We start from the raw sequence: 12,822 nt of genomic DNA on the forward strand, positions 1-12,822 counted from the left end.
CGGCGGTCAACGAAGCATTTGAACGTGATGGTCTTGCGCGGCGGCAATCACTTCCTGATCTCCGCCCTTTTGGATGATCTCGCGAGGCCTTTTACCCCCTAGGTAGGATGAAGAGCTCTCAAACCAAGCGGCCAGTCGCCACGGATCGATTCTGGGGAACAGCTGAAGCATCATCCGGATTGCCGGCACCGGCCGCCAGTCAGCGCCAAAGGCATATCTTGGGTAGCGATTCTTCCCTTCATACCTGATGGCGAAAATCTCGCCACGGCGCCGCCAGCGGTTTACGGTTGCGACCTGATTGACTGAAGTACTTCCAGCGAACTGTCCGAGGGATACGCCGATCTCGGCCGCAGTGAGCCAATCCGTGCCTCGATAGATGGCCTTGATTGCCTCGACATTCAGCCGGGCACCTCGAAGGTCCATGGCTTTGGGCACTGCGGCGCCGACGAAGATACGCACCAGGTTTTGCACCTGTTCCGCTTTGTGAGTCTTAAGGCGGTCCACCAGGACAGGAGCTAAGTGGGAGAGCGTGGCTCGCACTTGTTCCAGGTCGCCTGCACTCAGCTCTTCCGCGATAGGAATGACAAGTTCGGTGGTCATAGAGTCACGGAAAGTTTGGCGCTATCCGCAGCTTGTCGCGGGACTACCGCCGCCGGTTGGACTGCGATATGACGCTACCGGCCAAAGTTTTGGTCACCGGTGCCGAACTGGGATTGTCTAGAGCCCGGGATGCGCGACTCTCAGTTTGGGCTCCGGTCTGGGCTGAACTGCCAGCCTGTCGCAACGCGGAGCCGGCTAGCGACCTTTGGACTGCGCTGGATGAAGAGCTGCCTAGCGCCTTGCCGGCGACGGAGGCAACGTGGGGCGAGGTTTGCTTGCTGTTCTTGCTCATGCTGAACTCCTGGCCCCATGATTCAAGGAAGGCGCCTAGAGGCCTCGACACCTTAACTGTATTTTCATACAGCATATTGGAAAGTGCAAGAGCTAAAGTGGGTTATCGCCGCCGCCTGCCGGCTTATGCGGGACGGGCTGGCGGTCTAAGTCAGCATCTTTGATTAGGTCAAACGCGCTTATTAGCTGTACAGCAAACATGGCCAGCTTTGTTACCCCACCTTCCCATTCTTCAAATCTTTCATGGATTTGCGCATGAGCCTCTCAAAGTCAGGGCTACCAAACTCCATTCCGACTGGAACCACGGCCTCCCGCGCTTGCTCCTCAGAAGATTTCGGTGCATTCGGATCGAATCGGGACAATAGGCTTGCCAATGATTCCCGTCTTAGACCTCTCCAATGCATCTTCCGGATCGTCATGCTCCCGTCACGGATTGATTTTTTGTCTCTGTACCAAAACCCATCCTTGAAATAGTGCCTGACGTTGCACTCTTTGCAGTCGTACCATCCCTCGCGGGATGGAGAATGCAACTTGGCATCGAACCAAGGCGTCAGCTTTTCCATGGCAATCACTTTCTGGTAGATGAGATCCGTAGACAGAGATTTCGTAATGTTCTAACTTTATTTGCGTACCTGTTTAGCCATCGGTGAGCGAAGTCCGACAAGTCAGCATGGGTGGAGTCGACGACATTTAATGCCGCCCGGCGTTTGGGCTGCCGTTGGGTTCCCTTATCCCAAGCTGGCGAAGCGGCCTATTGCTGCAGGGGAAAGGTGTGATGGAGCACCTTTTTGCGCAAGTGCCTTGTCGAAGTCCCAAGCATGGAGTCCACGTAGGTCTTGCCCTCGGCCGTTTCGTAGATAGCGGCCAATTGACCCGGTGCCGACGGCTCCTCGGCCCGCCAAACCGCCCGCAATGCTTCCATCTTCCACTGGTGGGACCCATTAACGTGACCGGGCGTGACTATATAAACCGCGTCGAGCTGCAACTGGCTTGCCACCTGCGGCGTCGCAAATTGCTCCACGTCTGCAATATTGGAAATCAACAGCGTCCGGCTCGCAGGGAAAGAATCGCCGTCATCAGAATCAGGTTCGGTGATAGAAACAAGAAACCAGAGCCGGTGCAGGCCAAGCTCCGCAGCCTTCCAATATGTCAGCTCCTCCCCAAAAAAACTCGGGAATGGCGCTTTGTAATCTTCGTAGGTGACGAACATGCTAGTGGAAATGAATCCTATAGATTGTAGCTCTATAGATCTCAAAAATCACTAATAGCGGGATGGCCCGTAAAGTAGAACACCAGAACAATTTTTCGAAAGCACTAAGGAAGACGCGTGTCGCTCGTGGGCTATCTCAGGAAGCTTTCAGCCTGGTTTCCAGCAGGACCTACGTAAGCAGCCTGGAGCGAGGGTTGAAAAGTCCCACTTTACTGAAAGTGGATGCCCTGGCCGAGGTTTTGGAAGTTCATCCTCTAACGCTGCTAGCACTTGCGTATGTTGGCAACAAACATCCTAGGAGCGCAGATGCCCTTCTTGGCGGAGTTTTGAAGGAACTCCATGCTTTGTTGGCGCAGGAAGAGACTTGAAGGTGAGCGTCTTACTTATCTTTTGACGCGCGACAGCTCTTCGGCCACCACATCGATAAAGGCTGTGGCCCATTCTTCGGGCGCGAGCGCCGCATAAGCGCCGAGCATCATTTCCGTAGGGCTAAAGCCAGCAAGTCTTCTGCGAAGTGCGCAGAATGACAAGTTCGCTCATGAAGTTCCTAAGCGTTTGACGTTCTCCCCCGGTGCGGTAGGTCACAACCAAATGCCCCGCGTACATGCCAAGGCCGTGGCGAGTTGACGCATCCTTTGCCACGTTGCTTCGCGCGGTACGTCGTTCTCGATTTCTATTTGTGCCACAGCCGCGGAGAGCACGATCAAGGGTGACTCATCAAGCAAGGCCCGCAGCTGTGGGATGTAGGCAGACGGGACCTCCCCAGTAACCAACGTGTGACGCAGCGTTTCCACCGGAATCGTGTCGCGATAGCTGATGCTGCCAGAACGGGCTGCTGTGTCCAATGCATCGGTTATGTCACTGTCGGATTTTGCCTGGCGGGTACCAGTCATGCCCAGCCCCAAACCCAGGACGTTCACTAGGCGCTCGGCGAGGATGATGCTTAGGTCGGGGAGCTTGCCCGCTTCGAGATTGCTGACCGTGGCGCGTGACAGTTCAGCCAATTCAGCGAGGCGTTTCTGGCTCAGGCCCATTTCGGACCGCCGGCGCTTCACGATGCTTGAAAGTTCACTCAAGATGGCCATGGTTCAATTTACCCGGTCTTGAGAAAAACGTCGAATCAGGGAGATAAGGAGGCCGGTGTCATCCCTCCATCTCCTTCCCTGTGAGTGCGTCGTATTCATGCGCAAATCACTTTTCATCTTCAGCGCCCGCGTTCCTTAGACGGCTTTCGATGGCGCTCAATTCCTCCTCAGTCATTTGACTAAGAGCCTGCATGGCCACCTCAAGATGCAAAAGCTGCGACCGTACATCGTCATCAGTCTCCATATCCGTTCTCACCCGCCCAACCATGAGTTTGGGCGAATCGCCAGGGGAGGGCGGCGGGCAGGGCACAGCGTCCACCATTCCCATATCAAATCCGGCAGCGGAGAGCGCGGCCGAAGTGCCCAATAGCAGCACATACTTTTCGGGGTTTTCGCCCGTACTTCTCGTCGAGGCGATGTTCATTTGGATACCTCCAAGTCTCGTTCGTCTGCAGCACCAACGAATGAAATACAACTAGATGGATACCCACCCAATTTCATTTGCAATCTGGCGCCTGTATGCGGTGTCAATCTGCGACGGAGCTCGCTCTATGCATGCAAGACTCCCTGCGAGATGACGAGAGTGGACACGCTATACCACGCAAACCAAGTCGCTGCATATGACAGGACTCCCGAACTCGATCCGGTATACACCCACGTCGCGCACCATGAAGTCGTACGAGAGGTCGAGCTTGTTGCGATCGACCCTCGTCTCAGCGACCACTGTTCCCGTGGATGCGTTGATGACACGAAGCGGTTCATTCGTGTATTGCGCCAGTCGCAAATGCACGGCCAGCGGCGCGCCGGATCTCACCACCTCCAGGGCCTTCATGGACACATCGACGACGTTTCGCTGGCCGAAGGGCTTGAACAGCACGGAGTTGACGACTTGTTCTGCCACGTCGGTGCCGTTCTGCATGGCACCATGCAGCTGGTTCGAGTAGTGCCGGGACACGGGAACGGAGGAACTCATAGGCTGGGATAGGTTGAAGCCGGATACGGTGCCGTCGCCCAGGAAGTCGTCGCCGCGCAGAAGCTCCTGGGACTTGAGGCGCCCGCCATCGAGCCTTGCGGCGCTGAGCGTCCGGTGCGTGTTCGACTGGGTGACCAGCAGGAGGCGGTCTCCTGGATCGGTCGACTTTCTGGCTTTTGCGGCGGAGTCGCATTCGTCGTGGAACGATTTGCCGACCCCCATATACCTGTCGTGGTTGAACAGTGGCGCAAGCTGTGCCCTGCGGCTGGCGATGCTCATCATCTGTGAACCGTCCTCGATGCAGTCGTAGGTTGGCATCAGCTGGTAGACAGAATCGAAGGAAGCGACCGTCTTGGTTAACCCCTCCGTGAGAAGACCGTTTGCCACGCCATCCAGCGCTTTCATGGAGCCGTTGTAGGGTGTGCCAACCGTGAACACAGCACGCGTCTCGGACCACAGACCGAGCACCTCGGCCGCGTAGCGCACCACAAGGCCGCCCATCGAATGGGCCACGAACACCAGGCGTGCACCGGCATTCTTGCTGGACTCCCGCCATTCACCGAGCCACTTGAGCGCCGAGGTTCGTAGCTGGTTTGCGGCTTGGCGGTTGTCCTGCCGCCAGTCGTAGGGAAACTCGAAGTAGTTTTGCTGGGGCCGCAAGGCAAGGCGGCTCACGAGCGCATTGCGCAGTTCGGTATACCCGTCGATCTTCCAGAAGCCGGGGATGATGGACACCGACTCGAACAGACCGGTGGCCGACAGCGGTCCAGCGTCTGGTCTCAAATGTGCGAGGTCGAGGTTGCCCTGCCTGAGCACTTCGATGAACGCCGAGAGTTCAAGACCCCACACGACACGGTCATCGCGCGACAGGATGCTGCCCATGATGCCAGGCACGACCACCAGGACGTCGGTAGCCGGCTTATTGGCTTGAGCATAGATCAAAGGGGAGGCCGCTGCGACCGCCGCCCCGGCGCCGAGGAGCAGGCGCCTTCGAGTTAGTGTCCCCATGGTATCCCGTCGAAAGTTTGATAGATTTCACCGCACGGGCTGCTGGGCTGTCAAGCAGAACTCCGGGGCGCGTGCTGAACCCCGGCCGGTCTCCTTCAATTGGGGGAGATCGGCCGCCGCGGCCCGCCCTTAATCAGGAAAGATCCGGTTGCCTCAGTACGGGCGGTGCTACATTGCAGCTGTTCTTGCTGGAGGCAGGTATGGTGTTCAAAGGCGTCTTTGCACTGGCATGTGCGCTTATCCTTTGCTCGTGCGGGCTCGTTGAGCCAGTGCATGCGGCCGGAGAACCCATTCGCTTAACGCCTGAGGCCGGGTCGCTTCTCGGCGCACTGGATGCCGCCGAAAAGGTGCGGGGAAACAAGCTACGCGAGCTGCTCGCAAGGATCGATATCGACCAGGTAGTGCGGCTGCAGCCCGCGCCACTCCGCATTTACCTGTACCTCCGCTTGTCCAAAGCGCAGCGGAGACTGAATCCGGAGCTGCAGCGCGCGCATGCGGCATACCTCGATGCAGCAATTTTGGAATCCAAGAGGGCGGGCGATGCGCTCGAGGCCGCTGTGTTGGTCGAGACTTTGTTGGTTCTGCGTCGAGACGAAGGTGCGGCATCCGAATTCGGAGCACCACTCGTGACGAAGTTCTCCGCATTTTCAGGCGCCACAGTGCGCCAAGCGGCCTCTCTCTATGGAGAGGCTACCGACCGGGTATATCGCGCGGCGAATTATGTCGCGCGGCGGGCGAAGCTCGCTGTGCTGCTGCCCACCTTGGCTCGGCGCCATATTGACGCAGCGGTCGATGAATTCGGGAATGTGTCCTTGCAACATGCAACTGCACGAGGTGGGCTGTCACTCGTGCTCAGCCCGGACGTTGGCGCTCACGCGGAGCTCGAGCGTGTCGACAAGTTGTTTGAGGAGCTTGTCGCGACCGGCAAGACGCAGGGCCTCGGTTACTCGATATCGATTCCCAACGATGTGGCAGACGTCTCATCGATGCAGCACTTGAAAGACGGGGCGGCGCAAGCTCTCAAGTTGGCGTCAAGAGCAGCCGCACGCGCCATGGCGGTAAAACTACCGCAAGAGGATGCCGTCGAGGTAGCCGAGAACGTGCGCGCCACGGCGCGTCAACTTTCCGCGCTAGGCAAGCGTCCTGAAGCTCTCCCTCTGCTTAGGACCCTGGCGGCCTGGGGCCCAACCACCAGCTTGCCGGCGCACGAGATGGGCGAAGTGCTGCGTGATCTGGTCGCTTCAGAAGTCCTGTCCGGCCATATCGATGAAGCCAAGCGCGGCATTCGTGGAATGGAAGGCCTGGCCGTGCAAGACGGCGATGAGCGTGCGTCGCAGGAGCGTTGGTTGCGGGAGTCCAAGGCGATCGTCGCATTGGCAGAAATGAAGAGTTCGCCTCAACGCGACGTGTTCACCGATCCGCTGCTCCGGAGAATCCGGGCGAAGTCGCTGGCACCGGCGGTATTCGAGGAGGTGTTGAAGCGAGCCGAATCGTTTATGCCAATGCAGAGGTTGCTGGTCTACGATGTGCTCCTGCAGCATGAATCGGTCCGGGGGCAGCCGGTCCGAACCGGCCGCGTCGCCCTGGCTTTGGCCGAGGTGCACCGTCATTTGCTCAACCTTGACCTTGCCGATGCCACCCTGAGAGCTGCCGAGGTGCGACTTCGCCCAATATCCGGCGAGGAAGGTCGCCTGCTTGGCCTGTTGCAGTACCAGCAGGGTCGGCTGCAAACTGTCCACGAGAACCACGCTGAAGCAGCTGCAAAGTACCAAGCGACCCTTGCCACGTGGAAAACCGCGCGGATCGGCGAGCCACACGACACAATGGCAGTTCTGCACTGGCTAGCAACCTCTCAGTCAGCCGCCGGCGCGTACTCAGCGGCGCGGCTCTCCGTCGCCGAGTTGCAGCGAGTCCGGGTGACCCCGGCCCTGCGAGTCACCCGCCAGCTCGCGGTTGCCGCTGCGTCCGCACACATCCTGGCGCGGACCGGGGACAAGGAAGGGGCAAAAAAGCTCCTTCTTGAAAGCCTACGCGACTACGCCGGGGACGTCGGGCCACAAACATCCATAGGTCCGCTGCCGTCCTGGCCGGTAGTCACGGCGATGAAGTCATTTGCCGCGCCAGAACGGGCGGTTGTGAAGATCTTGGCGAGAGAGGCCTTCCTGTCCTTGGACGGGAGTTGTGATCGCGACCATGCCTTGCGCCTTTCACTGTTCAATGCCCAAGCAATGCTGCCCGACGAATTGCCGGTGCGCATTGGCCAAGGTTTCTCCGTTGGTGAAAGGCTGGTGGGCTTGGGGGAACTACTCTGGGGCTCGGACCTGCTTGCCGATCTTGTGGTCGCCGCAGCCCGAGCCTCTAACATGGCCGTCGCCCGCCTGGCCTATCGGTCGTTCATGCAGCAGCAGGCACAGTCGCTCACGGCCTTGCCGCGTGCATCACGGGCGCGCGCCGGTTCGTCAAATGAACCGTTGATCGACATGATGGCGGCACTTCAGCAGGAGCGCGCCCTGATGAGTGCCAGAACCGCCAAGGAAGCGGCCGACGTGGTCCTGTCATTGACGGCATCTATGCAACCGCCGCGGACTGCGGCGAGCAGCGTGATTGATGTGATGCCCATCCCTGGTTCATCATTCGTCGAACTGGTTGCTTTCGCGGCCAGCGAGGATGCGGCCGGGCGGTGCCTGCCCCAGAATGACCGTGCGAGCCAAGTGTCAGTATTTGTCGTGAGCGGCGGTGAGCTGCAGGAAGCCACCCTCGGCGCTCCGTTGGATGCCCTGGTCGCGGATGAACGTTCGCTCAGGCGCGCGATTTTGGCCGGTGAAGCTAATAAGTCGACGGAACTTGCCGTACAGCTGCACTCGAGGCTTTTCGGTATGCACCTTCAGAGACTGAGTAACATGCCCGTGGTCGCGATCCGCGCAGATACCAGCGTGTCCAACGTGCCCTTCTCGTACCTGTTCTGGGCCGCAGGCAACCGAGCTGCGGTCCGAATGCTGCCTGCGGGGCTTCCTGCCGCCGCGACGACGAACACGCCCGCACGCACGGTATCGGTGTTCGCCAATCCGGACTACGGAATGCCCCGGGTGGGGCAGCGCCCCAGTCTCGGCCCTCTGTCCGGCGGTGAGAAGGAGGCTGCTCACATCCGAGACGCATTGGGCGGTGATTTCCAACTTTACGACGGGCCGAATGCCACTGTTGCCGCACTGCTGTCGGTTCAGCAGCCCGCCGTACTCCACCTGGCCACGCATGCATTCATCGACGAGCGATTGTCCCTGGTGGCCGGCAGGACCGGCGGGATAGGGCGATTGGCCATGGCGCTCACTGGGCCCCGTCTCGCTCTGGCTGGCGCCAACGATAACTCGCCGGGTTTCTGGTCCACGGGCGTTCTGTCCGTCCTGACCTTCTCGTCGCTGAACCTGCGGAACACGCAGCTGGTGGTGTTCTCGGCCTGCGATGCAGGGCAGGCAGGCAGCGCACTCGGATACCTCAATACAGGGCTTTCGCTTGCGGCGCACCAGGCAGGGGCAAGGACGGTCGTGTCCTCGCTTTGGCGCGTCTCCGACGTCGCCAGCATAGAGTTCATGCGGCATTTCTACTCCGCACTTGCGCGCCGGACACCGCCTTCGCAGGCGCTGGCTTTTGCGCAGGGGAAAATGCGTACCTCCGCGGAGTTCGGCGCCCCTGAACACTGGGCGGGCTATGTAGTTTCCGGGGCCGATGCACCGTTGAACATCGAGTAGTCTATACGCGTAGTTCCGCGACGCTGAGTGCCCCTAGATCATTCATCCAGGCCATCGACTTACCCTCTATTTGGAGGATGACAATATCGAACCGGCTGAGGCAGTATTGCCTAGATTGAGAGAGAGATTTACAAGTAGGAGACAGCGATGATTGAAGGTTGGACCCCCCGATTTAAAGGCCCCATTGATGGCCGTTTTGTTGAGTTATTTCAGTATGAAGACTCTCAGGAACTGAAGGTAAAGACTACTCAACACAAAACCGAAACAACCAGGGGCTCATATGAACCAGGGTCCACAATATTTCCGTCTGTGATTTCCGAAGGTGATGAAATAGTTATTGAGGGCGCCACGGCTGACCAGCTAGTGATTGAGTTGGTGAATTCCGGCTTCTCCGAAACTGGGGCCAGGGAAATCGCTCGACATGGTCGTATCCCCTAAATCTCATAAGCGTCAGCCAATAACTTGACACCGCTTAAAAAGCCGGCTGTAACAAGCCGGCTCTGTCATTTTTGGGAGCAGATTTGGTAGTGATGGTGAGTGAACGATCGTTGGCCATCGAAAATTTGCGCAGCAACTGCGGATTCGGCAGCGATCTTAACCATCTGTCGGACATCGGCATGTAGCGGTGACCATGCGTTGAAGTTGCGGCAGTGACATTGGCCATCTGCAATTTGAGAAGCAGCGGTGACCAGGACTCGACGAATCTGAAGAGCGGTTGACCATAAGTCGGTCGAAGGTTGTTTTAAAACGCTAGGTGGCTAACGTTGCTTCGCCGGGCATGGTCAAACTCACTACAGTCGGCCAGAGCTACCGCGGCCCACGTAAGCAGTGGAGGCAACCTAAGACTAACCGGCTGGTGACTAGCCGGTTTTGTCGTTTAAGGGGCCTTAATTCGGTAGGCACTCTGGCCAGCTGTTGAACATCGGTATGTGATGTTGGCCAGTTGTTGCGGAAGCGGCTGTAGCTCTGACCACCCAAAGTTGGGGTGGCAACGATGACCAGGAGTTGCTGAAATGGATGGCTGGTTGACCCAGATTTGCTCGGAGAGCAGTTTTAAGGCGCTCCGGGCTAGCGTTACAGCGCTAAAGATGGTCAGATTCTCAGCAGTCAGCCATACCACTCTGATTGGCTGTATTTATCATTTAACATAATACATATCGTGGAATCTTTGTGAAGGATCGCTCTCAGGCCGTGGAAGCCAAACGTCACAGAGGCCTTGGCGTTGGTATCAAAACGCGCGTGGCGAAGTCTACTGTTGAAATTCGCTGAGGGCATTTCGGTGCATTGGATTGTGCCCATCCCCATGGGTCCCTGAATCCGCCGGTATCCCCAAGCCCCGGAAAATCAATCAAATATCCAAGGCGTTTAGCAATCACTTCATTGGTCTTCAGATCCATGACCGTTAAAGCGCCGCCGGCAATCCAATATTCACGGTCCTCTGGAGTCGAAACATCGTCCCAAGATATTCCAAAACGAGCGCTGAACTGATCGATGGGTTGACGTTGTAGCGCAAAAAAACGACCGGCCGAGTCTGCGCCATAGCCAGTACTTTTGACGTGGTGTTCCCATTGCTCTTTGGGGACATCCGCTATCGCTTTCAGTTGCCCTGTGTACCGGTAACGAATTCCGTCCGCGGGGTCAATTGTTTCGACGAATTTGTATGAAAGATCAGGCAGCGTTTTAGAGTTCCATTCTTGCCCGACCCTGTCTCCTCGAAGTAGTCGCAGGATGCATCCCTCCATGCTGCAATCTGCTCCATACGGATCGCTGAGTGAAAATTGGCCCTGATGCATGGCCTCAGTTCGCCACTTCATCCATACGACACCGTCTACTTTCTCGACTGTCTTGTAGACCTTCTCGCCAACTGTCCTGCAGTGCTCTTCGAACAAATCTTTTGCCGCAATAAGCCGCTCTTTGCGGAGATCTACTAACTCCTGTTGCTGTTGGCCCTCCTGCCTTGATTTGTACAGCGGTATCGAAATCAAGCAGCCCACAAACGCCACCGCCAGCAGCTTTCCCCACCATTGCTTTGGCAAGGACAGGGCTAACCCAACACCAATCAAAGCTATCAACCAAAATCCTATGCTGACCACTTGCAGCAGTTCTTTGGTTAACCAGTAATCGCGCATGCGTCCTCCCGTGAAGTTTTGTTTGTATGTATCGTGACACGCCACAGTCATGACTAGACCGGTTGACAATAGCTTAAACTTTGATCGGACCTTTTCCTCTTTTCCCGGAGAGACACTTCATTCGGGCGTAAAAAAACCCTCCAATTAGGGGAGGGTTTGCTTAACATCACAAAGATCGTGGTGTGATTTCAACAGCGATTATGAGACAGAGTTTTCATAACGAGCTCGGTTTACATATCGTGGAATTCTTGCGAGTCGCCGGATGGCAGCCTCGGGCCCAAAGCGGACGCCAATGCCGTTAGAGCACACTCATCCAACCCGCTTCATCTACATGGGTTATGAATTGATCGAGAAGGCTTTCATCTAAGTCGATTGACGTGCTGAAGCCTCCCTTGTGATGCGGTTGCATCGATAGGACTCGTACAACGCCCGGGGCGCCCTGTAGCAACTTTCGCAGGGTCTCGATGTCCGTCGCGTCATGGTGCGGCTCAATTCGATGCATGAGCCTGGGGCCGATCCTCATCTTTAGTCCTATATCCGCTTCTGGCCAATAGGCGTTAGTGCCGGTTTCGCTTAAGAGTACCTCGCCACAAGATCAGCCCGGAATCGCCTTCAGGTTCACCAGGCTTCACTTCTTCCGTGACTTTCCATCGCAGAGAGTTTCCAATGCGGGTTGCCCTACCGCGCACGATCTGTCCGTTTCTACCACTCGTCACGGTGAGTTCGGCGCTGTTACCGCGTGCCGTGCCTTCAACAGTATCCTCGCCGCCCTCATTCAGCCTGCCGCAGCCGACGGTAGCCATCTGATGGTCGCCGGTCACGCGTGTTCCGTCTTGCTTCAACACAAACATCGCGATGCCGCACTCAGCCTTCGAACTCTTCTCTGCCGGAGAACGCAGATCAATCGTCCATGTACCGTCGAACGGTGCGGCAAGAACTACACTAAACGTCGAGGCCATGAGGCAAAAGGCGATGAAATTGAGGGGCTTCATTGATAATTAATACGACTAGTTTCGATGTCGGCATCGGGCCGATAGGCGGCTGTTTAGCTATTAGACTTGATTCTTCTGCCTTCCCTCGAATTACTATTCATCGGCTGAATCGCTCGGGCATAAAAAAACCCTCCAATTAGGGGAGGGTTTGCTTAACATCACAAAGATCGTGGTGTGATTTCAACAGCGATTATGAGACAGAGTTTTCATAACGGGCTCGTTTTATACATCGTAGAACATTGCAGGTGCCGCAAAGGTATCTTTGCCTCGCCGATCACATGAGGCCTGTGAAGTGAAGCGCACCGCACGCCTCAATGGGTGATGTTTTTCAGCAGTTCGCTGCGTAGCCAGCTTCAAACTAAAGCGGCGTACTGCTCGTGCTCATTTCGTCTGGGAATCGAGCGCGCGTTCGCGCTGGGCGCGCGTCATCTGACGTGCTTGCCTGGGAGCGGGTGCGGCCGATACAAGCGCGACATTAGTGAGTTGCGGTACGGCACGGCGTACGTCTATCGATGGGCAATTGTTGCTCGTGTCAAAAATCAGATGGCCACTGGGAAAGACGGCGGGCAGCTTTTCGTGGATCTGGTAGCTCATGTCTATGGGCGGCGCCTCACCGGAATAAAGGATCTGGTTGCTGGGGTTATAAACGGTGTAGCACGCCATGGCTGGCGCGGCCAAGGCCGTTAAGGACAGCGCCATTGCGCATTTCAAAGAGGTCATGAGTTTCTCCTGCACGCTCCGGATCAGAGACGTGGCTTAAAGCATATGTCTTATGTGGGTTGCGTCAAGTC

General features: G+C 57.0%; 11 protein-coding genes. 3 read left to right on the forward strand and 8 right to left on the reverse strand.

Going from position 1 to position 12,822, the window contains the following annotated elements:
• Nucleotides 1-6: 6 nt before the first annotated feature.
• Complete coding sequence (locus AC1DVV_RS06610) at nucleotides 7-600, reverse strand: hypothetical protein (RefSeq protein ID WP_477707170.1); 594 nt, start codon at nucleotides 598-600, stop codon at nucleotides 7-9.
• 1,042 nt (nucleotides 601-1,642) lie between these two features.
• A complete protein-coding gene (locus tag AC1DVV_RS06615) occupies nucleotides 1,643-2,101 on the reverse strand; it encodes a hypothetical protein (RefSeq protein ID WP_477707171.1) in 459 nt (152 codons plus the stop codon).
• A gap of 62 nt (nucleotides 2,102-2,163) precedes the next feature.
• Here AC1DVV_RS06615 and AC1DVV_RS06620 point away from each other — a divergent pair, with 62 nt between their 5' ends.
• Complete coding sequence (locus AC1DVV_RS06620) at nucleotides 2,164-2,469, forward strand: helix-turn-helix domain-containing protein (RefSeq protein ID WP_477702796.1); 306 nt, start codon at nucleotides 2,164-2,166, stop codon at nucleotides 2,467-2,469.
• Between the two features lie 213 nt (nucleotides 2,470-2,682).
• Here the strand turns inward: AC1DVV_RS06620 and AC1DVV_RS06625 are convergent, their stop codons facing one another.
• The 3 genes from AC1DVV_RS06625 to AC1DVV_RS06635 form a co-directional block, all read right to left on the reverse strand.
• Nucleotides 2,683-3,186 (reverse strand): helix-turn-helix transcriptional regulator, encoded by a 504-nt coding sequence (locus AC1DVV_RS06625; RefSeq protein ID WP_477702797.1) that lies wholly within the window; start codon nucleotides 3,184-3,186, stop codon nucleotides 2,683-2,685.
• A 106-nt stretch (nucleotides 3,187-3,292) separates the two neighbouring features.
• Entirely contained in the window at nucleotides 3,293-3,610 is a 318-nt protein-coding gene (locus AC1DVV_RS06630) for a hypothetical protein (RefSeq protein ID WP_477702798.1), read from the reverse strand.
• Nucleotides 3,611-3,778: 168 nt separating this feature from the next.
• Nucleotides 3,779-5,167: a lipase/acyltransferase domain-containing protein gene (locus AC1DVV_RS06635; protein WP_477702799.1), complete on the reverse strand. Its 1,389-nt coding sequence runs from the start codon at nucleotides 5,165-5,167 to the stop codon at nucleotides 3,779-3,781.
• 200 nt (nucleotides 5,168-5,367) lie between these two features.
• On the opposite strand from AC1DVV_RS06635, the gene AC1DVV_RS06640 reads away from it, so the two are divergent.
• Together AC1DVV_RS06640 and AC1DVV_RS06645 are read left to right on the forward strand one after the other, a co-directional pair.
• Nucleotides 5,368-8,910, forward strand: coding sequence for a CHAT domain-containing protein (locus tag AC1DVV_RS06640; RefSeq protein WP_477707172.1), 3,543 nt, complete (start codon nucleotides 5,368-5,370; stop codon nucleotides 8,908-8,910).
• A 147-nt stretch (nucleotides 8,911-9,057) separates the two neighbouring features.
• Nucleotides 9,058-9,348 carry a hypothetical protein gene (locus AC1DVV_RS06645; protein WP_477702049.1) on the forward strand — a complete coding sequence of 97 codons (291 nt, stop codon included), beginning with the start codon at nucleotides 9,058-9,060 and terminating at the stop codon, nucleotides 9,346-9,348.
• 767 nt (nucleotides 9,349-10,115) lie between these two features.
• Here the strand turns inward: AC1DVV_RS06645 and AC1DVV_RS06650 are convergent.
• From AC1DVV_RS06650 to AC1DVV_RS06660, 3 genes are all read right to left on the reverse strand, one after another.
• Nucleotides 10,116-11,039: a hypothetical protein gene (locus AC1DVV_RS06650; protein ID WP_477702048.1), complete on the reverse strand. Its 924-nt coding sequence runs from the start codon at nucleotides 11,037-11,039 to the stop codon at nucleotides 10,116-10,118.
• A 557-nt stretch (nucleotides 11,040-11,596) separates the two neighbouring features.
• Nucleotides 11,597-12,031 (reverse strand): hypothetical protein, encoded by a 435-nt coding sequence (locus AC1DVV_RS06655; RefSeq protein WP_457280899.1) that lies wholly within the window; start codon nucleotides 12,029-12,031, stop codon nucleotides 11,597-11,599.
• Nucleotides 12,032-12,412: 381 nt separating this feature from the next.
• Nucleotides 12,413-12,751 carry a hypothetical protein gene (locus tag AC1DVV_RS06660; protein WP_457280898.1) on the reverse strand — a complete coding sequence of 113 codons (339 nt, stop codon included), beginning with the start codon at nucleotides 12,749-12,751 and terminating at the stop codon, nucleotides 12,413-12,415.
• Between the last annotated feature and the right edge of the window lie 71 nt (nucleotides 12,752-12,822).

It is taken from the genome of Polaromonas sp. P3_B4, from assembly GCF_056402835.1.